The 21,349-nt window shown below is 66.5% G+C and carries 24 protein-coding genes and 1 pseudogene; 16 read left to right on the forward strand and 9 right to left on the reverse strand.

Going from position 1 to position 21,349, the window contains the following annotated elements; all coding sequences use genetic code 11:
* Positions 1–48: 48 nt before the first annotated feature.
* Positions 49–276, reverse strand: a complete 228-nt coding sequence (locus ACFWUR_RS13410) for a hypothetical protein (protein ID WP_378906413.1) — start codon at positions 274–276, stop codon at positions 49–51.
* Positions 277–405: 129 nt separating this feature from the next.
* Here ACFWUR_RS13410 and ACFWUR_RS13415 point away from each other — a divergent pair, with 129 nt between their 5' ends.
* Positions 406–969: a hypothetical protein gene (locus ACFWUR_RS13415; RefSeq protein ID WP_378906415.1), complete on the forward strand. Its 564-nt coding sequence runs from the start codon at positions 406–408 to the stop codon at positions 967–969.
* A 17-nt stretch (positions 970–986) separates the two neighbouring features.
* Here the strand turns inward: ACFWUR_RS13415 and ACFWUR_RS13420 are convergent, their stop codons facing one another.
* Positions 987–1,685, reverse strand: a complete 699-nt coding sequence (locus tag ACFWUR_RS13420; protein WP_378906417.1) for a winged helix-turn-helix transcriptional regulator — start codon at positions 1,683–1,685, stop codon at positions 987–989.
* 91 nt (positions 1,686–1,776) lie between these two features.
* Between ACFWUR_RS13420 and ACFWUR_RS13425 the strand changes: the two genes are divergently transcribed.
* From ACFWUR_RS13425 to ACFWUR_RS13440, 4 genes are all read left to right on the forward strand, one after another.
* Positions 1,777–2,898, forward strand: a complete 1,122-nt coding sequence (locus tag ACFWUR_RS13425) for an acyl-CoA dehydrogenase family protein (RefSeq protein WP_378906419.1) — start codon at positions 1,777–1,779, stop codon at positions 2,896–2,898.
* Between the two features lie 251 nt (positions 2,899–3,149).
* Positions 3,150–3,869 carry a class I SAM-dependent methyltransferase gene (locus ACFWUR_RS13430; RefSeq protein ID WP_378906421.1) on the forward strand — a complete coding sequence of 240 codons (720 nt, stop codon included), beginning with the start codon at positions 3,150–3,152 and terminating at the stop codon, positions 3,867–3,869.
* A gap of 91 nt (positions 3,870–3,960) precedes the next feature.
* Positions 3,961–4,719: a class I SAM-dependent methyltransferase gene (locus ACFWUR_RS13435; RefSeq protein ID WP_378906423.1), complete on the forward strand. Its 759-nt coding sequence runs from the start codon at positions 3,961–3,963 to the stop codon at positions 4,717–4,719.
* A 78-nt stretch (positions 4,720–4,797) separates the two neighbouring features.
* On the forward strand, positions 4,798–5,196 hold the full coding sequence (locus ACFWUR_RS13440) for a nuclear transport factor 2 family protein (protein WP_378906425.1): 399 nt from the start codon (positions 4,798–4,800) through the stop codon (positions 5,194–5,196).
* A gap of 70 nt (positions 5,197–5,266) precedes the next feature.
* Here the strand turns inward: ACFWUR_RS13440 and ACFWUR_RS13445 are convergent, their stop codons facing one another.
* Positions 5,267–6,298: a DUF6670 family protein gene (locus ACFWUR_RS13445; RefSeq protein WP_378906427.1), complete on the reverse strand. Its 1,032-nt coding sequence runs from the start codon at positions 6,296–6,298 to the stop codon at positions 5,267–5,269.
* A 171-nt stretch (positions 6,299–6,469) separates the two neighbouring features.
* On the opposite strand from ACFWUR_RS13445, the gene ACFWUR_RS13450 reads away from it, so the two are divergent.
* Positions 6,470–6,985, forward strand: a complete 516-nt coding sequence (locus ACFWUR_RS13450) for a pyridoxamine 5'-phosphate oxidase family protein (RefSeq protein ID WP_378906429.1) — start codon at positions 6,470–6,472, stop codon at positions 6,983–6,985.
* A gap of 182 nt (positions 6,986–7,167) precedes the next feature.
* A complete protein-coding gene (locus tag ACFWUR_RS13455; protein WP_378906883.1) occupies positions 7,168–7,776 on the forward strand; it encodes a CatB-related O-acetyltransferase in 609 nt (202 codons plus the stop codon).
* A 14-nt stretch (positions 7,777–7,790) separates the two neighbouring features.
* Here ACFWUR_RS13455 and ACFWUR_RS13460 read toward each other — a convergent pair whose 3' ends face one another.
* Entirely contained in the window at positions 7,791–10,307 is a 2,517-nt protein-coding gene (locus ACFWUR_RS13460; protein WP_378906885.1) for an excinuclease ABC subunit UvrA, read from the reverse strand.
* A 287-nt stretch (positions 10,308–10,594) separates the two neighbouring features.
* Between ACFWUR_RS13460 and ACFWUR_RS13465 the strand changes: the two genes are divergently transcribed.
* From ACFWUR_RS13465 to ACFWUR_RS13480, 4 genes are all read left to right on the forward strand, one after another.
* Positions 10,595–10,741, forward strand: a complete 147-nt coding sequence (locus ACFWUR_RS13465; protein WP_378906431.1) for a nuclear transport factor 2 family protein — start codon at positions 10,595–10,597, stop codon at positions 10,739–10,741.
* A gap of 25 nt (positions 10,742–10,766) precedes the next feature.
* Positions 10,767–10,988 carry a nuclear transport factor 2 family protein gene (locus ACFWUR_RS13470; RefSeq protein WP_378906433.1) on the forward strand — a complete coding sequence of 74 codons (222 nt, stop codon included), beginning with the start codon at positions 10,767–10,769 and terminating at the stop codon, positions 10,986–10,988.
* 146 nt (positions 10,989–11,134) lie between these two features.
* On the forward strand, positions 11,135–11,590 hold the full coding sequence (locus ACFWUR_RS13475) for a MarR family winged helix-turn-helix transcriptional regulator (RefSeq protein ID WP_378906435.1): 456 nt from the start codon (positions 11,135–11,137) through the stop codon (positions 11,588–11,590).
* 155 nt (positions 11,591–11,745) lie between these two features.
* Complete coding sequence (locus ACFWUR_RS13480) at positions 11,746–12,609, forward strand: alpha/beta fold hydrolase (RefSeq protein WP_378906437.1); 864 nt, start codon at positions 11,746–11,748, stop codon at positions 12,607–12,609.
* 116 nt (positions 12,610–12,725) lie between these two features.
* On the opposite strand, the gene ACFWUR_RS13485 is transcribed toward ACFWUR_RS13480, so the two are convergent.
* Together ACFWUR_RS13485 and ACFWUR_RS13490 are read right to left on the reverse strand one after the other, a co-directional pair.
* Positions 12,726–13,082: a DoxX family protein gene (locus ACFWUR_RS13485; RefSeq protein WP_378906439.1), complete on the reverse strand. Its 357-nt coding sequence runs from the start codon at positions 13,080–13,082 to the stop codon at positions 12,726–12,728.
* Complete coding sequence (locus tag ACFWUR_RS13490; protein WP_378906441.1) at positions 13,079–13,681, reverse strand: TetR/AcrR family transcriptional regulator; 603 nt, start codon at positions 13,679–13,681, stop codon at positions 13,079–13,081. The genes ACFWUR_RS13485 and ACFWUR_RS13490 overlap by 4 nt, the downstream gene beginning before the upstream one ends.
* A 348-nt stretch (positions 13,682–14,029) precedes the next feature.
* Here ACFWUR_RS13490 and ACFWUR_RS13495 point away from each other — a divergent pair, with 348 nt between their 5' ends.
* Positions 14,030–15,511 carry an amidase gene (locus ACFWUR_RS13495; RefSeq protein ID WP_378906443.1) on the forward strand — a complete coding sequence of 494 codons (1,482 nt, stop codon included), beginning with the start codon at positions 14,030–14,032 and terminating at the stop codon, positions 15,509–15,511.
* A 7-nt stretch (positions 15,512–15,518) separates the two neighbouring features.
* Here the strand turns inward: ACFWUR_RS13495 and ACFWUR_RS13500 are convergent, their stop codons facing one another.
* The gene (locus tag ACFWUR_RS13500) at positions 15,519–16,532 is read right to left on the reverse strand and encodes a serine/threonine protein phosphatase (protein WP_378906445.1); all 1,014 of its coding nucleotides are present in this window, start codon (positions 16,530–16,532) and stop codon (positions 15,519–15,521) included.
* Between the two features lie 523 nt (positions 16,533–17,055).
* Here ACFWUR_RS13500 and ACFWUR_RS13505 point away from each other — a divergent pair.
* Positions 17,056–18,006 carry a hypothetical protein gene (locus ACFWUR_RS13505; protein WP_378906447.1) on the forward strand — a complete coding sequence of 317 codons (951 nt, stop codon included), beginning with the start codon at positions 17,056–17,058 and terminating at the stop codon, positions 18,004–18,006.
* 48 nt (positions 18,007–18,054) lie between these two features.
* On the forward strand, positions 18,055–18,240 hold the full coding sequence (locus ACFWUR_RS13510) for a hypothetical protein (protein WP_378906449.1): 186 nt from the start codon (positions 18,055–18,057) through the stop codon (positions 18,238–18,240).
* A 4-nt stretch (positions 18,241–18,244) separates the two neighbouring features.
* Here ACFWUR_RS13510 and ACFWUR_RS13515 read toward each other — a convergent pair whose 3' ends face one another.
* Entirely contained in the window at positions 18,245–19,147 is a 903-nt protein-coding gene (locus ACFWUR_RS13515) for an LGFP repeat-containing protein (RefSeq protein ID WP_378906887.1), read from the reverse strand.
* A gap of 156 nt (positions 19,148–19,303) precedes the next feature.
* A pseudogene (locus ACFWUR_RS13520) lies at positions 19,304–19,957 on the reverse strand (DUF1906 domain-containing protein); the annotation flags it as partial.
* A gap of 237 nt (positions 19,958–20,194) precedes the next feature.
* Between ACFWUR_RS13520 and ACFWUR_RS13525 the strand changes: the two are divergent.
* Together ACFWUR_RS13525 and ACFWUR_RS13530 are read left to right on the forward strand one after the other, a co-directional pair.
* The gene (locus tag ACFWUR_RS13525) at positions 20,195–20,950 is read left to right on the forward strand and encodes a prolipoprotein diacylglyceryl transferase (RefSeq protein WP_378906451.1); all 756 of its coding nucleotides are present in this window, start codon (positions 20,195–20,197) and stop codon (positions 20,948–20,950) included.
* The gene (locus tag ACFWUR_RS13530; RefSeq protein ID WP_378906453.1) at positions 20,947–21,345 is read left to right on the forward strand and encodes a hypothetical protein; all 399 of its coding nucleotides are present in this window, start codon (positions 20,947–20,949) and stop codon (positions 21,343–21,345) included. The genes ACFWUR_RS13525 and ACFWUR_RS13530 overlap by 4 nt, the downstream gene beginning before the upstream one ends.
* The last annotated feature ends 4 nt before the right edge of the window (positions 21,346–21,349 follow it).

The following is a 21,349-nucleotide window of genomic DNA, read 5'->3' on the forward strand; positions in this document are numbered from 1 at the left end:
GTCTGCCGCCGATGACTCCTGGCGTGGAGCCTAGTCATCGGCGTGACTTCACGGCATTTCTTCGAGTTCGGCGAGCTGGGTGTGGATGTAGGCGGCGAGGCGGTGGCGGGCCGCGCCGGTGAGGAAACTGGTGTCGCCGAGGCGCGGGAACTGGTCATCGACGGCTTCGGTGCCGGCGGGTGGCTCGCTGACGAGCTCGAGTCGTGCCGGATGCTGTTGGGGGAGAGGAACATTCGGTTCGTACGGCTCGGTGGATGCTGCTGCGGTACGTACCATGTCTGAAGCCTAACGTTTTGGTCACGGCGGTTGCCAACATGGCGGGGTGGGTAGTGATTACCGCCACGTTTTGTCCGATATAGGTCATGATGCCCGATTTGGGTGCTTCTCGAGCGCCATTATGGGCCGATGCTGGTCGTCATCGCCGACACGGAAATCCGGTACGTGAACTACCCGTTCGTAGGCGTCTCGGTGCATCCCGACGGGGTGGTCGCGGCTTCGGAGATCCGCGAGGTCGATCCGCGGGCCACCCCGCCGGAGTTGCGGACCGAGCACGGCGAGACGTTGTTCGTGGTCGCCTCGGACGGGTCGTCACTCGACGACTTCTGCCACCGCGACGCGATCGCCGTGCGTCGTCGTCCCGATATCTGGGGCGATCTGCTCGAACCGTTCCTCGACACGTGGTTCGACCCCGAACACCAACGAGCCACCGAGCAGCGGCTGGTTCGCGCGGGCCTGTCGTCGGCGGAGATCGTCGAGATCCGTCGGCGGGTCGAACCGGCCATGATGTCCTACAACTTCGACAGCATGCTGTGGGACTGGGTGTATCTGGGATTGCACGACCTGCTGTCCGCGGCGAACGGCGTCCTCGTTCGGCCGTCGGCACAGGCGACCCTGGGAGATCCCGTGCAGCTCTACCGCTGGGCTATGCGCATCGCCGCGCCCACCGGCGGAGCGATGCCAATGAGTTGAGTCGCTTCGACCGCGTCTCACGAGGCACGTGCGGTCAAGTCCGGGCGGGCAGACTCCGCGATGTAGCCGGCGACCGGGCTCAGCTTCAGGACGGCGGGCATCCGGCGGGTGAGGGCCGACGGGCCGGTGAACCTCACCCGCCCGGTCGCCATGGCCTGGGTCAGCGGCATCCGCCCCAGCCACACCTCGTACAGCCCGGCGACGTCGGCGCTGATCGTGACATCGACGGGGTAGCCGGGATCGGTCTCGCACACCGACGGCACCGCGGCCTCCACCACGATCCAATAGCGCCGAACGTCATCGGTGAACCGGACATGCAGCACCTGCCGTCGACCGGGGAGCATCGAGGTGTCGACCCGGGTATGCATCCACCACACCAGCAGAGCGGCATCGAGTTCGTCCTCCTGCGGTGCGCCGAAGGTCCAGCGCGCGCCCCATTCGCCCAGACCGAACAGGATCGGCTCGAGCTGGCTGCCCGCGTCGGTGAGCAGGTGTTCGGGGCCGAGCTTCTCGATGAGTCCGGCGCGTTCGAACTGGCGCAGGCGCTTGGCGAGCAGGCTGCGTGACAGGCCGGGGAGACCGCGGGCGAGGTCGTTGAAGCGGGTGGTGCCGACGAACAGGTCGCGCAGGATGAGTAGCGACCACCGTTCGCCGAGCACGTCGAGTGCACGCGAGATCGGGCAGTACTGGCCATAGCCTGCGGTCGTTGTTGTCATTGGTCACCTCACCGACGGGGTCCATCTTCTGGACCGGGAGAGTCCACTTTGTGGACTATCTGGTTATCGCGGCGCTTCTTACCTTCGAAACATGACTTCCACACTTTCTGACACCACGTCCAGCACCGACCGCGTCCACCTCGCCCGCGAGATCGGTGAAACCCTGCGTCTCGAGGTCCCCGAGCGGGACCGCACCGGCGAGATCTCCGTCGCCGCGTTCGACCGGTTGCGGTCGAGCGGTCTGTCGGCCGCGCTCGTGCCGGTCGAGTTCGGCGGCGGGGGCGCCTCGCATCGGGAGATGGGCGAGATCTTGCGCGAGCTCGGCAGGCACGATCCGTCGACGGCGGTGGCGTTCGCGATGCATTCGCATCTGGTGGCCGCGCAGGTGTGGCGGCACAACCACGGAGTGGACGCGTCGGCGGTGTTCGCGAAGGTGGCGGGCGGTGCGATTCTGGTCAGCACCGGCGCATCGGATTGGGTCGAATCCAACGGGCAGGCGGTGCGCGGCGACGGTGGGTATCGGGTGAGCGCGCGCAAAGCGCCGGCCAGTGGGTGCGAGGTGGGCGACGTGCTCGTCACCAGCGTTCGCTACGGCGACGAGGTGCTGCACTTCGCGATCCCGTTGTCCGCTGCGGGCGTGAGCATCGACAAGACCTGGGATTCATTCGGCTTGCGGGCGAGCGGTTCGCATACGGTCGTGCTCGACGATGTGTTCGTGCCCGATGCGGCGATCTCGATGACCCGCCCGGTCGGTCCGTGGCCGCCGGTGCTGAATGTGGTGATCGGCGCGGCTCTTCCGCTGGTACTGGCCGCCTATCTCGGTGTCGCGGACGCGGCCGTCGACCTCACCGCGCGTCTGCTGGAGGGGCGCTCCGATGCCCATACCGTGCAGTCGGCAGGCGAAATGCTCAACGCTTACACCACCGCCACCGACCTCGTCACCGCCATGTTCACCGACTCCGAGAACCTGACCTTCCCCAACACCGACACCTACGCCGCCCGCACGCTGAGCCGCAAAACCGTTGCCGCCGACGCCCTCGTGTCCACCGTCCGCCTGGCCATCGAAGCCACCGGCGGCGCGGGCTACTCCCGCACCTGCGACCTCGAACGCCTCTACCGCGACATCCACGGCTGCCAGTTCCATCCCTTGCCCCGCGCCAAGCAGACCCGTTTCAGCGGACGAGTCCTGTTGGGGCACAGCCCGCTCGGCTGAGCAGGAGAGGGTCACCGAATCACGGTGACCCGCTCTTCTGCTGTGCCCGTGGGCCCCTCGGCCGACAGCAATATCGGGTGCTCGTACGCGCACTCGCATGGTTTGATCAGCGGGTGATGATCTTCGCGCAACAGTGGTGGCCGCTGACTTAGCGGCTGACCGCGTTGTGCGCGGCCGCCCTGAGGGTGGCCAGATCTGTCGCGAGACTTCTGTTCCGACCCTGTGGGCGGTCCCCGAACAGGAGGACGACCATGATGGACGACGACACGGCTACGGGAACCGGTGGGTTCGGCGAGATTCTCGTCAGCTCGCGCTCACTCGGCGAGTACCAGGCGATGTTCGCGCTGACCGAAGACGATCTCGGGCGCAGAATTCTGGATTGCCCGAGTGGTGCGGCAGGGTTCGTAGCCGAGCTGAGTCGACGCGGCGGTGATGTGACTGCTAGCGACGTAGCCTATTTCGACAATGGCGTCGAGCGCGTGGCCGCCACCGCGGTCGACGAAGCCGACCGCGGCAACAACTATGTCCGTGAGCACGCCGACGCCTATCGTTGGACATTCTTCACCGACCCCGACGAACACCGTCGCGCCCGCCGTAGGTCTGCTCAACACTTCGCCGACCACGTCCGCACCTCCCCGCAGAGCTACATTCCCGCTCGGCTGCCCACACTCCCGTTCGCCGACAACACCTTCGACCTCGTTCTCAGCTCACACCTTCTCTTCAGCTACGCCGATGATCTGGACCTCACGTTCCATCGCCAGGCGATCATCGAGCTGATGCGTGTCGCCGCGACGGAGGTCCGTCTGTTCCCGCTGGTTCCGATCGGCTCGACGGCGCGCTATCCCCAGCTCGCGGACCTGCTCACCGATTTGTCCCTTTCGGGCATCGAGAGCCGAATCGTTGAGGTGGAGTACGAGTTCCAAGCGCAGGCGAACGAAATGCTGGTGTGTACGAGGACCGCTGACGGTTAGGCGGTGTTCGTAGCAGCGGCAGGGTGGTGACGGTCCCGGGCGGCGGAAAATCGGTCGCCGGTCTCTGTGGTTGCTGGCAGAATGCTCCCGCATGGAACGGACGTTCGAGGAGATTCTGCGCGAAGCCGCGACGGCACCGGTGGAAGGCTGGGACTTCTCCTGGCTGGACGGGCGGGCCACCGAGCAGCGGCCGTCGTGGGGCTATCAGCGGCTGATGAGTGCCCGTCTGAAGTCCGCGACGGCCGCCCTCGATATCCAGACCGGGGGCGGCGAAGTCCTCGCCGAGGCCGCGATCTTCCCGCCGACCATGGTCGCCACCGAGTCGTGGCCACCCAACCTCGCCAAAGCCACGGGGTTGCTGCACCCGCGGGGCGCGGTCGTTGTCGCCGATCCGGACGAGCCGCCACTGCCGTTCGCCGACGCCGCGTTCGACCTGGTGACCAGTAGGCACCCGGCCACGATCTGGTGGGACGAGATCGCTCGGGTGTTGTGCGCGGGCGGAGTGTATGTGGCCCAGCACGTCGGACCCGCCAGCGTGTTCGAGCTGGTGGAGTACTTTCTGGGACCGCAGCCCGAGGCGCGGCGTCGGCGTCATCCCGACGAGGAGGTGGCGGCCGCCGAGGCTGCCGGGCTGCGGGTTGTCGATCTGCGCAGCGAGCGTTTGCGGATGGAGTTCCACGACATCGGCGCGGTGGTCTATTTCCTGCGCAAGGTGATCTGGATCGTGCCGGGCTTCACCGTCGACGGCTACCGCGATCGTCTGCGTGGACTTCATGACCAGATCGAGCGGGACGGCTCGTTCGTCGCGCATTCTGCCCGCACCTTCATCGAGGCCGACAAGCCCTGCTGAAGACGAGGCCTTCCCATGAATTAGAGGTTGTGCTCTAATTCCGTTTTAGAGGTATCTCTCTAGAACGATGGAGTCGACATGACAGCACGTGACGTAGCCGAGAGTCTGTACGCGGCCTTCGCCGAATCGGATGGCCCGGCCCTCGCCGGTTTGCTGGATCGATCGTTCACCGCGCGCGTGAGTTCGGGGATGCCGCTGGGCGTCGGCGGCTCGATTTCGGATCCACAGAGCATGCTCTCGGGCGTGTGGGGCACCGTCTTCGCTGCCTACGCCGCCGCGCCGTACCCCGAGGAGTTCGTTCCGGTCGCGCCCGACCGCGTCATTGTGTTCGGGTTCTACCGAGGCACGTGCCGGTCGACGGGTACCGGCTTCGAAGCCGCTTTCGCCCATGATCTGACCGTCCGCGACGGCAAAATCGTGTCGCTGATCCAGATCACCGACACCGAGCAGTGGCATGCGGCGTTGAGTGCCGGGTAGGCGGACCTGCTCGCCGCGGACATCCGAAAGTTCCTCCGGCGCAACATCGAGTAGGCGGTTTGCTGAGGTGTCAGCGGCAGTCGATGTACTCGAGATAGGCCCGGCCCGTGATCGCGCGGCCCCGGTAGGTGCCGCTGTAGTCGTAGGTGCCGACGAACCCGGCGCCGAGTCCGTAGGAGTAGTCACCGCCGGCGTTGCCGTCGATGCTGATCAGGTCGCGGCCTCGGTCGTCGAGTACCTGCCACGACAACGCGTTCGGTAGTCGCATCGTGCGGCCGTCGGGGGTTCGCCGCGGCGCGGATTCGTACTCGCGGACACGGAATTCGAATCCGCGGGTGTACACGCCGCCGTACTCGTCGAGCGAGCGAAGATAGACCGCTTGCTGGATCGGGAACCCGGCGGGACCCAGGACCTCCACCATCAGGGCCTGGGTGCGTTCGTCCAAGTTGAGGACGTGGTAGGTGAAGAATTTCGCGGGCAGCTTCGGTCGTGTCGAGGCTGTCACGCTGTGCACGCCGACACCGGCGGCGTATTCGACGGTGCACAATCCCTGCACCTCGACGCGCTCACCGCGATGGTCGACGTGGCCGCGGTAGGTCGACAGCACACTCCAATGTCGATACAGCGCAGGGATGTTGGCGAAGTGGGCGACCTTGTCGGTGGCTTCGATCGCGAGTTCGACGGTGACTTCGGGGTGGGTTCGGCGCACCGTGAAGCGCGGGTAGGTGCCGTCGATGACGAGGTCCTCGCCGAATCGCAGGTGACTGCCGTCCGCGGCGAACTCGCAGTCGCGGGCGATGCTGTGTACGAGGAACTGTCCGTCGGACATCGATGCCGTCGCCGAGGACGTGTACGCGGTGTCGGATGGGGTGGTCGTGATCGCGTGGTCATTGGCGAAGATCGTCACGCCGGGGGTGCCCACGATCGACATGACGCCGAAGGATCGGTGCGGCTCGGGCAAGTCCGGCACCATCACCCCGTAGTGCACCCAGCTCCGCCGGCGCCCCGACGGTGGGCTCATCGACTGGGTGGCATCGAACGGGAGGCCGTTCACCCGCCCGGTCCGGTTCACCGATCCGACCAGCCGCTGCGCTGCGCCCACCGCTCATTCCCTTCGCTGTACCTGCTCGCGGCGATATTACCTGAAAGTAATATCGCCGATGTCGGGCGTCCTGCCCGCGAGACGGCGAAACCGGCCGCAGAAATATGACAAGAGATGTCAAGGTTGCGGACGAGTATGGCGTTGGCCTATCACCCAGTGGCAAGGAACCCCATGCGTGAAACCCCAGCAGATCTCGCACGACTCCAGGCGCTTCTCGACGCTTCCCTCACCAGCGCCACCTCGCACCTGCGCTCGATCATCAACAGGGAGAACACGCTGACCGCGGAAGAACTCGTCCGGACCCTGACCGGCATGTGCACCCTGTCCCTGTCCACCGTGACGGCGAAGTGCGAACCGCGGATCAGCGGGGCGGACGGACACTTCCTGCACGGACTGTGGCACTTCGGGACCGCACGCGACGCCGCGAAGGCACGCCACCTCGCCGTCCGCCCGGCCGCCAGCGTCGCCCACCTGCGCGGCGAGAACCTGGGCGTGTTCACGCACGGCACGGTCGAGATCCTCAATCCGGTGGGCGGCGAGCCTTGCGCGGAGTGGCCGGAGCTGCTCGCGTATTTCCAGGACTTCTACGGCGCCGACGCTTTCGACTGGGACAACGAGGTGGTCTACTACCGCCTTCGTCCGCACTGGATGACGGTCTACGCGCCCGACATCACGCGGCTGGGATGATCCGATCGAGTCGGTGGGGTGCGTCGGTGCCGAGGTCGACGTAGCTTGGTGCGACAGTTGTCGGATCAGGAAACCGGGGGTGTTGTCGCTCCCCAGGCATCCGATTGCGCACTCGCCGAAGGAGTTTCGCTGTGTCACACGATTCCGCGCCGGTCCCCGCAGACCCGACCGTGCTGCACCCCATGCCCGGCCAACCGCGAGTTGTGCTGTTGAAGCCGCTGATCACCTCGCCCCTGATCGAGGTCGGTGAGTACTCCTACTACGACGATCCCGACGACCCGACCTCGTTCGAAACCCGCAATGTCCTTTACCACTACGGCCCGGAGAAACTGATCATCGGGAAGTTCTGCGCGCTCGGCACCGGAACACGGTTCATCATGAACGGGGCCAACCACCGCATGGACGGCCCGTCGACCTTCCCGTTTCCCACCATGGGTGGCTCCGGGTCCAACCATTTCGACCTGCTCACCGGTCTGCCGGGCCGAGGCGACACCGTCGTCGGCAACGACGTCTGGTTCGGCAACGGCACGACCGTGATGCCCGGTGTGCGGATCGGCCACGGCGCGATCATCAGCACCGGCTCCGTCGTGACCGGCGATGTCCCGGACTACGGCATCGTCGGCGGAAACCCGGCCCGTCTCATCCGAACCCGTTACGACGACCGCGATATCGCGCGGCTGCTGGCAGTGGCATGGTGGGACTGGCCCGCCGAACACATCACCGCACATGTACCGACGATCATGTCGGGCAGCATCGAGGACCTGGAAGCCGCCGCCGAATCCTCGAAATGAGTGCCGTTCCTCGCTCAAGGGTGGGTGTGCAGATGGTCGGCGAGGTAGCGCCCGGTGATGCTGTGGGGGTCGGCGGCGATGTCGTTCGGCGTACCGGTGGCGACAATGGTTCCGCCCGCGGTGCCGCCGCCTGGTCCCATATCGATGATGTAGTCGGCGTTGGCGATCATATCGAGGTCGTGCTCGATGACGATGACGGTGGCGCCGTTGGTGTTGAGGCGGCCGATGACCGTGAGCAGGGTGCGCACGTCCAAAGGGTGAAGGCCGACGCTCGGTTCGTCGAAGACGAACAGGGTGTCGGCCTGGTCGCGGCCGAGTTCGGTGGCAAGCTTGAGCCGCTGCGCTTCGCCGCCGGAGAGCGTGGGGGTGGCTTCACCGAGGGTGAGATATCCCAGGCCGAGGTCGATGAGTGACTGCAACCGGGTGCGGACGCGGCGGAGGTCGGCGGTGAGCTCGATGGCCTCGGCGACGGTGCGGGTGAGCAGGTCGGGTAGCGAAATGGCGCTGTCGTCCGGCGCGTTCGGGAGGGGGCGCCTGATCTCGTCGGCGGCGGGTGCGTAGCGGGTGCCGCCGCAGTCGGGGCAGTCGATGTCGACGTCGGGCAGGAACTGTACGTCGAGGGAGACCTGGCCGGTACCTTCGCAGCGGGGACAGCGCAGCGAGCCGGTGTTGTAGGAGAAGTCCGCGGCGGTCAACTCGCGTTCGACGGCGGCGGGGAGGGTGGCGTAGGCGCGGCGCAGATCGTCGAGGACTCCGCTGTAGGTGGCGACAGTGGAGCGGACGTTGATGCCGATGGGGGTGGCGTCGACCATGTCGACGCGGCTGATCCCGGGTGCGTCGACATGGTCGACGTGAACAGGCAGTGAGCCGCCTGCCGTGTGGGTTTCGAGTGCGGGGACGAGGCTCTCCAGGATCAGGGTGGTTTTGCCCGAGCCGGAAACACCGGTCACCGCAGTCACTCGCCCCTGTGGGATGTCCACGTCCAGGGCGTGGACGGTGTGCAGGGAGCGGGTCGACAGGCGGATGCGGCCGCGGTCGAACATCTCCTCGGCACTCGCGCCGGCCCGGACGACGACGGGTTCGCGGCCGGTGAGGAATCCGCCGAGCAGCGATGCCGGGTTGTCGCCGAGGTCGGCGGGGCTGCCGGTGGCCAATACGCGACCGCCTTCCCGGCCCGAGCCGGGGCCCATCTCGATGAGCCAGTCGGCCTCGCGCAGGACCTGCACGTCGTGGTCGACGCAGACCACCGAGTTGCCGTCGCGCAGCAGATCTCGCATCACGCCGAGCAGGCCGTCGACATTGGACGGGTGCAGGCCGATGGAGGGTTCGTCGAGGACGTAGAGCACCCCGGTGGTCTGGTTGCGCACCGCGCGGGCGAGTTGGACGCGTTGGCGTTCGCCGGTCGACAGGGTCGAGCTCGTCCGGTCCAGGCTCAGATACCCCAATCCCAGATCGAGCAGCCTGCGGGCCATCTCGAGAAGTTTGTCGACGAGATCGCGTGTCATCTGCCCCATCTCGGCCGGCAAGCTCTGTTCGAGGGTGGGCGCCCAGGCGACGAGTTCGTCGAGAGTCTTCGCGGTGGCCTGGGCCAGGTCGATCCCGTGGATCTGTGATCGGCGGGCCTTGTCGCTGAGTCGGGTGCCACGGCAGTCGGGGCACACCTGGGCGCTGATGAACTTGTTGACCCGGGTCAGCCCGCGCTCGCTGGTGGCCTTGTTCAGTGCTTGCTGCACCGACTGCACCGCGTTGCGGTAGGTGAAGTCCATCTCGAACAGCTTGCCGTTCTTCGTCGGCACCTCGATGTGGCGTTTCTCGGGCGGGCCGTGCATCACGATGTCGCGTTCGGCGGCCCGCAGTTTCTTGTAGGGCACGTCGGTGCGCACACCCATTTCGGCGACGACTCGGGGCATCACGGTCAGCCCGAACATCGACCAGGGGGCGACTGCGCCTTGGTCGATGCTGCGTGACGGGTCGGGCACCAGCGCGTCCTCGTTCACCTCGCGCACCACCCCGGTTCCCGCGCACCGTGGGCAGGCGCCGTCGGAGTTGAAGGCCAGCGATTCCGCGCCCGGCGGATAGAAGACCGCCCCGCACACCGGGCAGGTCAGGTCACGGTCGAGTGCCACGTCGATGGTCGGGTCGAGGCGGTGTCCGTTGGGGCAGCAGTGTGATCCGAGCCGCGAAAACATCAGCCGCACCACATTGAGCAGTTCGGTGGAGGTACCGAAGGTGCTGCGCACCCCGGGCACACTGGGGCGTTGCCGCAACGCCAAGGCCGCGGGCACGTGCTCGACACTGTCGACGGCCGCGCGCGGGGCCTGCGCCATGCGGCGGCGGGAATAGGTCGACAACGCCTCGATGTAGCGGCGCGATCCCTCGGCATACAGCACGCCCATCGCCAGCGAGGACTTGCCCGACCCCGATACTCCCGCCACCCCCACCAACGTGCGCAACGGCACCGTCACGTCGATGTCGTCGAGGTTGTGTACTTTCGCGCCGTGCACCTCAATCGCCGACGGCTGGTCGTGCATCGCGGCATGCGTTCGATCCGGTGGGGCGACCGGCAGGTGGTTGCCGTCGGCGTGGACCTCGTCGCTGGTCATCTCTTCTCCTCGGATGGGCAGTACAACGTCTCCGGTATCAGCATTTCGCTCGCGGTGAGCGACAACGGAACCGCAATATGCGAATGCGGAAGTTACTTCCTTAGAAGTTGCTTCCATGGAATATAGTTTGCTAGGGTCGAGCTCGCAACCTCACTCAGGGCGCATTTGGGCACGCCCCCGTCCACACTCGAACACCGAACCGAGGAGTACATTTCATGACCGAGAAGAACATCGAGATCGCCCGCAGCTACTTCCACGCCGTCCGAACCGGCGACATGACCACCCTCGGCGAATTGCTCGCCGAGGATATTGTCTGGCATCAGCCCGGCGTCAACAGGTTCTCCGGCGCACAAGGGCCGTGACGCCGTGTTCACCATGCTCGGTGCCATGATGCAGGCCAGCCAGGGCAGCTTCGCTATCGACACCGTCCACACCCTCATGAGCAACGGTGACCTGGTCGCGGCGACCCTGCACTTCTCCGGCCGCCGTGACGACACCGCCATGGCCATGGACGGGGTCGACCTACTGCGCGTCATAGACGGCAAGATCGTCGAAATGTGGCTGTTCTCCACTGATCCGGCCGCCGAAGACGCGTTCTGGGGTCGGTAGCGCTTGCTCATGAAGCCGCCGACCGAGACGAACTCGGTCAGGGGTCGCATGGCGTCGCCGACTGATCGTGCTCGCGGTGGCTTGCGGCCCGCCGGGCACCGGCATCGACCGCGAGCACCACACCTCACAGACCAACGGAAATAGTGATGATGACCGACCTGAAGTCGCTGTACGACAACCTGATTCGCTACGAGATCGAACTGTGGAGCGCCATCGACGCCGCCCTGCGCGCCGAATGCGATCTGCAGCTGACCTGGTTCGAGATCCTGCGATTCCTGGCCGACCACGGCGGCAACCGTGTCCAGGATATCGCCGCGGAGTTCGCCATCACCGTCGGCGGCACCAGCAAAGTCGTCGACCGCATCGAAGCCGCCGGCTACTGCGCGCGCCGCGCCAACCCCGACGACCGCCGGTCTTCCCTCGTCGAACTCACCGCGGCCGGACAACAGGCCCTCGACCGAGCCGAGGTGGTATTCGACCGCGAACTCGAACAGCGCATCGGCGCGGTACTCGACAACCAGACGATCCACACGGTCGTCGCTGCCCTCTCCGCCCTTCGCGCTGCTGGGCGTGCCCGCGACACCGACGGCAAGTCCACCTAGGATCGGCGCTCTACCGGCGGCTATGCCGTATTCGTTGCCTTCTCTGCGCTCACGACCGAAAACCCGTGCCGGTGCTCGGTTTCGGTCGCACCGATGACTTTCAGGTGGTTTCGCCGTCCATATCTCTGGATGTACCGACAGACAGGAGTCTCGGCATGACGAAACCGTTTCGAATCGGCACGACCTCGATACGGGCGAACGGGGTGGATCTCGGTATCGAGAGTTGCGGCCGTGAGAGCGATCCGCTGGTCCTGCTGGTCGGCGGGACGACGATGCTGTCCTGGCCCGACGCGCTGTGCGAGCGACTCGCGTCGGGTGGGCGGTGGGTGGTCCGCTACGACCTGCGTGACTCCGGCGCGTCGACGACTCTCGACCCGGAGAATCCGGGGTACGACCTGCGGGATCTCGGCGCCGATGCGGCCGCGCTGGTCGGTGCCCTCGGCAGGGAGAGGGCCCACCTCGGTGGGGTCGGCGTCGGCGGGATGGTCGCTCAGGTCGCCGCATTGGACCACCCGGAGACGTTTTCCGCACTGACTCTCGTCGGCACCCGACCCGTGGCGCCGGGCCCGATCGACGAGGACCTTCCCGACCACGACCCCGCGGTCATGGACGCGCTGTTCTCCCACCCGCTGCCGGACTGGACCGATCGGGATGCAGTCGCGTCGTTCGCGGCCGCGAGCGCCGAGCCGATGGGCAACGATCCGGAGCAGGCGCGGGCGACCGCGACCCGGATCTGGGACCGAACGTCGTCCAATGATCCTGCGGTGCACCAGGCCAACCAGATCGGCATGGTGTTCTCCCGGATCGACTGCGCCCCGCGCTGGCGGGAACGCCTCGGTGAGCTCGAAATGCCCACGCTCGTGGTGCACGGTCGCGCTGATCCGTTCTTCCCGCTCGGCAACGGCGAAGCCCTCGCCGCCGAGATCCCCACGGCGCGATTGCTCGTCCTCGACGACATGGGCACTGACCTGCCGAACGCCGCCGCCGCCCAGGTCGCTGCCGCCATGCTCGCCCGCTGAGCTCGGCTGACGCGGCCACCGGGGATTTCCTGCCCAGTGGGTCAGCACCCGCTGACCCACTGGGCCGCCGCTGCCCCGTGCGGTGGACCAGTGGGGCTACCGAACAGCGTTGCCGCTCACACCACGTACGTGAGCGCCGCTGCCACCGACAGGGCCAGCATGCCGAGGCAGTTGATCCAGAACTCGTATCCGAGGAACCGGGCCCGGTAGTGGGCGTACGAGGCGCACAAGAAATAGGCGATCACGCCGACCGCGGTGGCGAATCCGACGCCGGGATACTTCATTCCGACAAGGAGACCGGCTGTGGCCGCCAGCTTGATGGCGATCAGCGTCCACCACCAGTCGCGTGGAAATCGGACGCCGTCGAGGCATCGCTGAATGAACATCGGCGGACGCACGGACATGAGCGCGTCGGCGAACAGCGAGAGCGCGAGTAGCGCTGGTAGCCACCATGGTTGGGAAGTGTGGATCATTGGTTTCCTCTCGGGGGCGTGATGACGAATTCGATGGTCTGTCGTAGTTGGTCGGCCGCGTCGGGCATCGCGATGGCACCGCTGGCCGCGGTCATCAGCAAACCGAGGTATGCGAGATAGATGGTCCGAGCGCCACGACCGATCTGGCCGGGGGGCAGCGCTGATCGGGCTAGCACGGTTTCGAGTTCGCCCAGCAGTGCTAGCGCGAGGTCTCGAAAGATCACCGACTCATGGTTTCCGCGGACGAGGATCGCCAGGTACTCGCGTGAGAGCTCGGAATCGAGCGCGAAATGTCCGACGAAGGGCTCGAAGAGCTTCAGCACGTCTTCGGTGGTCGCGGTCGTCGTTGCGGGTGCGAGTTCGGTTTTCCTGCTGTTGTGCACCGCGGTGATCCAGTTGTCGTAGAGCAAGACGAGTAGCGCATCCTTTTCGCCGGCCGCCATGACGGTCCCGGTGCTCACGTTCGCTTCGGCGGCGATCTGCCGAATCGTGGTTGCCTTGAAGCCCTGGGTGCGGAAGAGCCGTTCGGCTGCTGCCAAAACCTTCTGTCGCGTCGCTGCTTGTTGCTCCGACCGTGACTGAACATGTTCACTGAACATGTTCAGAACGATATATCAGGGTTGATCTCGGACGCAAACGCGGTGTCGTCGGTCGGTCGATGACCTGGATGCCGACGAGCATCGAGCGATCCTTGGGCGGTCGGGCTACCAGTCTGTGGCCGGAGCGGAACACGACGAGTAGTGAGACATCTATCCTGTTGCGCGGCGCGACATTGCCATGCCCTGCGCTCAGGAAATTGGCCCGCTGCCGACGCTGTCACCTGGGACGGGGCGCTTCGATGGGCGCAACGAGCGGGTGAGTTCACCGGTGCAGGTGGACGGTTCGACCTTCCCGTTGTGCGACGCGGCATTTTATGTCTCCTCCGGCAGGTCAATAGCGTCGAATTCATGGATCGGAACTTTCAGTCGGCGGAAGAACAAGCGGCTGCCCTACATGCTGGTGACGTGACCTCGGAGGAACTGACCGAGGAGGCGATCGCTCGTATCGAGCGCTACGACAAAGTGATCAACGCGATCTGTGTGCCGGATTTCGACCGTGCGCGCGCCGCCGCAACCCGTGCCGACCAGGCGCGCGCCCGCGGTGAGAACAGGCCGCTGCTCGGTATTCCGGTGACGGTCAAGGAGTCCTACAACATGGCCGGGCTGCCCACGACCTGGGGCATGCCCCAACACGCGAACTATGTACCAGCCGAGGACGCGGTACAGGTGTCACGACTCGAAGCCGCCGGCGCAGTGGTGCTGGGTAAGACCAATGTGCCGTTGAACTTGCGAGATATCCAGAGCTTCAACGACATCTACGGCACCACCAACAATCCATGGGATCACGGCCGCACCTCGGGTGGGTCCTCCGGCGGATCGGCGGCGGCCCTGGCGTGCGGGTTCGGCGCGCTGTCCATCGGCTCCGATCTCGCCGGCTCACTACGCACCCCCGCGCACTTCTGCGGTGTCTACGCGCACAAGCCGACACTCGGGCTGGCGGCAACCCGCGGCATGGCCACACCGCCCACACCGGCTTTGCCGACCGACCTCGACCTCGCCGTCGTCGGCCCGATGGCGCGCACCGCCCGCGACCTCACGCTGCTGCTCGACGTGATGGCCGGACCGGACCCGCTGACCCACGGCATCGCCTACGACCTCGCGCTACCGCCCGCGCGCCACGAGCGGATGTCGGACTTCCGTGTCCTGGTCATCGAGGACCATCCGCTCATCGCGACCGAATCGGCGGTGCGGGCGGGGGTGAATCGGGTCGCCGAGGCGCTCGTCGAGGGGGGTGCCCGCGTCGAACGGCACAGCCCGCTGCTGCCCGATCCGACCGAAGCGGCGACGCTCTACATGCTGCTGATGCTGTCGAACGCCGCCGCGAATCTTCCCGTCGACGCGTACGAACAGCTGCGGACCCACGCCGAAGCCCTGAGCGCCGACGACCGGAGTCTCGATGCGGCGCGGCTGCGCGGCATGGTGCTCAGCCACCGCGGGTGGGTCGAGGCGAACAACCGTCGCGAACTCCACCGCCACGGCTGGCGGCAGCTCTTCGCCGAGTTCGATGCCGTGGTGTGTCCCATCACGCCCACTCCCGCGTTCCCGCACGACCACCACGGAGCCCTGGAGAACCGGCACATCGACATCGACGGTGTCGAGTACCCGTACTTCGACCAACTCGTGTGGGCCGGTGTGGCCACCATGCCCGGACTGCCCGCCACCGCCATACCCGCGGGCCGGTCCCCGGAGGGACTGCCGGTGGGCGTGCAACTCATCGGTCCGATGTTCGAGGACCGCACCCCGCTGCGGTTGGCCGAACTGCTCGAGCAGAAGATCGGTGGCTTCCACAGGAGATCAGAGACAGGCCGGTTGAACGGGTTCTCCAAGTGAAAGCGTTCTATCGCGAATCACCGGCCGGGTATTCCGCGTGGATGTCGCCGCCGAACAATTGCCAGTAGAAGGCGTTCATCTTCGCGGCAGCAGGTGCGTGCCGGGCCAGGATCGCGGCCACGACCGGCGGCACGGTGTCCGGGATGTGGCCAGCGGCGCACTGCACTACGTACTCGTTGCGGGCGACGGGGCCGCCGCTGGTCGGCATCGGTATCGCACAGACATCGGTCACCAGCCAGTTGACCAGTCGCATGGCGGCGTAGTCGGCGTCATGGGTGGCGTGGCGTTCGACGAAGGCCCGCTCGGCGGTCGACAGGTCGAAATGCGGCGAGGTGGCCAGCCCGAAATCGCTGAGATAGATCCTGTCCCCGTCGGTGCGCACGTTCTCGAAGTGTCCGTCCATGTGCAGTAGTCCCCGGTGGCTCAGGAACGTGACAATCTCTGAAAACTGCTGCTCGACGACGGTGGCCCTGCCGATGGGGTTCTCGCGCAGCCATTCCGACATCGGGTACGGGATGTATTCGCAGAACAGCACGAGGCTCGACGGTGCGGCGGCCAGCGCTTCGAGCCGGGCACGTACCGCCGGGCTGTTGCCCTGGGTCGAGACCACAGCATCGATGTCGGCATGTTCGGCCGCGATCGGCGAACGGCCTGGCAGCACCCGCCAGTGGTAGAGCAGGGGGAACGCCTGCGTCTCGCCGGCCAGAACAGCGTCGGTGACGATGATGTTCGCAGCCAGTTCGCGCCATCCGTTGAAGCTCGGGCCGCCGATGCCGTACTGGCAGAACACAGGCAGGTCGAACAAGTTCGCGGTGGAGCCTCGGTGGTTGAGTTCTCGATCACTCAGGGGGATCCGCTTGGCGAACACGGGCACGCCGTCGACATCGAGAACCGCCGTGCCGCCGCCCACTCCCACAGTGTTGGTCCGGCCCGCGTCCATCAGTGCCGCGAGCTCGCTGTCGCTGCGAGAAGCTAAACAATCCGAGAGTCCTTGGTGGAGCTCACTTTTGGCAGCTGTCATCGCACGATTCTGCCAGCGACTGGGGTTGACCGCGCGTGGTGAAGCAGCCCAGTGCGGCGAGGTGACCGGGGGATACAGACCGGTCGAAACGAGTCACTAAACCCGATCGGTACGCCCGTACAAGCGAGCACAGTTTTCGACGGGATTCGTCGCGGTTACGTTGCGTTGTCAGCGACCAAACGTAAACGTAAATAATGGGCGGTTGTTCGCCACGAACTTGGACCCTGACCCCCGATAATGTTCACTTATCGGGGGTCAGAACCGGAAGGGTCGGTTTCGGGCAGTGAAGAGACGACACGTATTTCGTTCCGTGCAATACGTAAGGAAATGACGAAACCAACGCTACGATTCTCTGGTGTCGAGCACCTGCAACTATCCGGGCTGCGCCCGCCCCATCACTCGCGCAGGCGGCCCGGGTCGCCCCTCCGAGTACTGCGATCACCCGGACCACACACGATGGCGGGCGTGGCGGGAAAGGCAACGCCAGCAACAGGAGTCCGAGAGTGCCGCGTCTACTGTCACTGTGACGGCTCAGGGGCCGGTGACGGTGGCGCGGTTGCGGGCCGATGAGTTGCTCGGACAGTTTCGAGGGCTGGCCGAGCAATTGGGGACCACGCTGAACGCGGCGGTAGCCGAGCTACAGACGATCGGGGATCCATCGGTAGCCGAAGCGCAGGTCCAGGCTGCGCAGGCCGACGCAGCTCGCCGGATCGCCGAGGCGGAGATGGCCACGGTGGCCGCCGAACAAGCGCGGCGCGAGGCGGAAGAGGCACGCGCACTGGCGGAATCAGTCGCCGAGGAGGCGGTGGCGGCCGCGGAGCAGGCGGAGCAGGCGGTGGGTGAGGCGCTCGCGGCCAGGGATGAAGTGGTGGCCTCGGTGGACGCGCTCACCAGGCAAGCTGCCGAGGACGTATTCGCCGCGCGCAGCGACGCCGAGGCCCAAGTGCGCGCGGCGCAACGGCAAGCGGCCGACGAAATCGACACAGCGAAACGGGAGGCCGACGAGACCGTGGCGCGCGCCGAACAGCGGGCCGATACCGAGATCGCCCACCAGCGCCGCGATGCCGACGCCCGGATCGCTGCCGCGAATGCCGAACGCGACCTCGCGATCCAGCGGGCCGCCGACGCCGACCGCGCCACCGAGCGCGCCGAGCAAGCCACCGCCGAACGCGTAGAGGCCGCCGCCGAGGCACGCGAAGAATGGCGGCGGGCGCGCACCGAACTCGACACCGCGCGCGGCGAACTCGACCGCACCCGCACCGAACTCGCCGAGTTGCGCCGCACCACCACCGTCGAAACCCAGCAACGCCGCACCGAATCGGCCGCGGCGCTGGAGCAGGTGCGCGCCGAAGCCGCCGAACGGTGGGCCGCGGTCGACGACGCCCGCAAGCAAACACTGGCCCGCGCCGAACGTGCCGAAGCTCAGCTCGACGAACTCCTCGCCGCTGCCCGCACCCCGCAGCCGCAACGATGAGTGGGGTATCGGCGACGGTGCGCGGCGACCTGGACTAGCGTCACGCCCATGACCGAGCAGCCCGGCCCTCTCGAATCGACCCGTGAGTTCGCCGCCATCGACATCGACGACATGCTGAACGCCGAAGAAACCTACACCGGTCCGTCATCACGGATTCGGCTGATCGCGATCTTGGTGGTGGCGGCACTGGTGCTGAGCGCCGGTGCCACCACCCTCGCGATCTTGCTGGCCTGACCTGTCAGGCGGGCCGGGCCATCGGGGTGTCGGGATCGCCTGCGTTGCGCAGCGCGACGATCTGGTCGGGCACCCAGTAGATCCGGCCGAATTCGAACGCCTGATAGACCCCGTCGTCGTGGGGGATCTCGTCGGAGATCGGCCATCCGAGCTCACCGTTGTGGTAACCGGCCGCCGCCCACCGCGCGCCGATCGCACCGTGCACCCAGTACGCGGGTTGCTCGGCGCGCCGGTACACGGTGCCGCCTTGGAACGCTTGTGCGAGCCCTGGCCCGGAGCCGCGCGGATCGGGCAGCTCGGTGTGCTCGGCGGTCGGATAGCCCAGGGGGCCTGCCTCCCAGTTCAACTCGGCGTACTTGGCCATCATCGCGGTCGGGACGGCGTGGGCGTCGGTAGCCGGGTGCCAGTAGACGTAGCCGTGTTCGAATTCGGCGAAGCGGCCCTGTCCGTCCGGCGTGGCGAGTTCGCCGTCTGTGCGTCGTGCGCCCAACCACGGCGACGCCGCGGCACGGGCATCGATAGCGGTCGGCCCGGTTCCGCCGGCGAACGAGGCGACGTGCGCGGCGAACACATCCCACGGGAAGTTCGGGCCGACATCGGTATGGGTGCCGATACCGAGCGCCTTGGTGACGTACTGGTGATCGGAGATGCCGTCGCCGACGTGGTAATCCGGCTCGATCACCTCGGTGGAGTACCCGTGCCGGTGCGCGCTGCGTACGGCGAGGTAGGCGGCGATCCGCAGATCACCGTCGATGGCCAGCCACTGCGCACGCGACCACGCGACGCGGCTGCCCGCGAAGCACAGATTCACGGTGAACGGGTTCGCCGAGAGTACCGACCACGACGCGAATTCCTCCGGGACCACCCGGACCACTATCGCGTCGCGCAGCGTGTAGTGGTAGGACACTCCGTTTGCGGGGTTGTTCAGGTAGGCGGCAAGGGATTCGGCAGTGCCGTTGCCTTCCTGTGTGTGCAGCAGGAAGTTGGTGATCCGGGCGCCTTCGCGCGGGGAGTGCGAGCGTCCGAGGCGGTCGATTTCGGTGAATTGCGGGACGACGACCGCTCGGTCGAGCGCCCACTGCCCGAAGTCGGCGGCGAGAATGTCGTTCACATCGACGCGGGTGCCGTCGATCAGCGGCCCGGGGTTGCTCGGGGTGTCGATCACCCGCTGGTAGAGCACGGACCGAGGTTCGCGTTCGGTGCCCGACCAGGCACGGGTCTGCCATGCCCAACTGAATTCTCCGCGCGCCCCGATCACCCCGTCCTCGATCGCCCACGCGCAGACCCGCGAATGCCCGTAGATCCCGGTCCATGCCGTACCCAGCACCGAATTGACGCCACGGAAGAACTCGACGGCGACGCTGTTCCACTGTGACAGCGTGATGTCCTCGTCGACGGCGAAGAAGATCGGTGCCTGCCGAGGCGCACCCACGCTCAGGTGGGTGGTCAAGGCCTGTTCGGCCATCCGCCTGCCGCCGTCGAACCCGGTGGTCCAGTCCGAGGGTGTCGCGTCACCGGGTTTGCCGTACTGCCAGATGGAGACGATGTCGAGCCCGGCGGCGGTGAGCGCGCGAGCGTAGTCGGCGGTGATCGGTTTGGCACCGAAGTTCGCGCCCGGTCTGCTCGGTGAGATGTAGGCGAGCACCGCTGAGTGTCCCGCCGCGGCGATCGCCCGCGGATCGATGAGCCTGGCCGCGAAATCGACAGCTGTGGACATGATTGACCCCCTGTATGACTGCGTATCCGATGGAATTCCCGAGATGGTGGAACTATCGCGATGATCTACGCTGGTACCCGAGGATCGGTACCGGGGGTGAGGATCTCACCCTGCATCCTTCATTCTAAACGAAACACTTACTCCCGCACCGTCGTTCACCAACGAACAGGGTAGTACCCGAAATCGGGAGTAGTTTCACTCACGCACGGTTGCCCGTGCGCCCGCTAACCTTTCGCTATGGTGGCGCAGCTGATGTGGGGGATCCCGACGCACGGGTTCTTCGTCGCGCTCGGGGTCGCTGTCGCCGCGGTGGTGTTCGTGGCCGAATGCAGGCGCCGCGACGCACTGCGCGAGGAGTCCCTGGTCGCGGTCACCGGGGCATTGGTCGGTGGGGCGATCGGGATGCGGTTGACGAGCCTGGTCGAGACCCTCGATCCCTATGAGAGCTGGATGTTCGGTGCGCGCAGTGTGCTGGGCGGATTGCTCGGCGCGTATGTGGGCGTGTTGATCGCGAAACGGATCATCGGTTATCAGGAACGGACCGGTGACCTGTTCGCCCCCGCGGTGGCGCTGGGAATGGCGGTGGGGCGCATCGGCTGCTTGCTCACCGAGGCGCCGGGTCGGCCGACCAGTCTGCCGTGGGGGATCCACGCGCCCACGACGGTGCCGCAGTGCCCCGGCTGTGTGGCCGGTGTGGCGATGCATCCCAGTTTTCTCTACGAGATCGTGTTCCAGCTGGCCGCGTTCGGCGCGCTGTGGTGGTTGCGGGACCGGATCAGCACACCGGGGGAGCTGTTCACCCTCTATGTCGGGGCCTACGCGATCTTCCGATTCCTGGTCGAGTTCACCCGGGCCAACGGCACGGTGTGGCTGGATCTGACGCGCCCGCAGTGGTTCCTGCTGCCCGGGCTGGTGCTGGTGGCGGTGCGCTGGGGCATCGGCTACCGCCGCGGGAACTACGACGGGGTACTTCGACGAAAGGTCGTGGCATGAACTTTCCACCCGGACCACCACCGAACATGCCACCCCCGCCACCGCAGCAGGGTGGAAAGCCGCCGGGGCAGGGCGGGCAGGTCGCGGCGATGGCGTTGGCCGGTGCGATGGCGTTCATCGTGGTCAACGCGATAGCGGGATTCGTCGTGTTCCTGATGGTCGCCTCCCTCAACGACGACACCGCGACCAGGCTGCTGTTCGGGCTCACCGCGGTGGTCAGCGCGTCGGCGGCTTTCGGTGGCGGCTGGCTGTTGATCCGGCGTAAGCGTCCCGCACCCAAGGGGTTCGGGCTGGGGTTGATGATCGGGTGGTCGCTGGTCACCGTTTTCACCGCGGGGTTGTGCACGGCCATCAACCCGGAGCTGTACACGGGGATGTTCGGGATGGCGCCATGACCGG

It is taken from the genome of Nocardia sp. NPDC058633, assembly GCF_042717045.1.
Taxonomy (GTDB): domain Bacteria; phylum Actinomycetota; class Actinomycetes; order Mycobacteriales; family Mycobacteriaceae; genus Nocardia.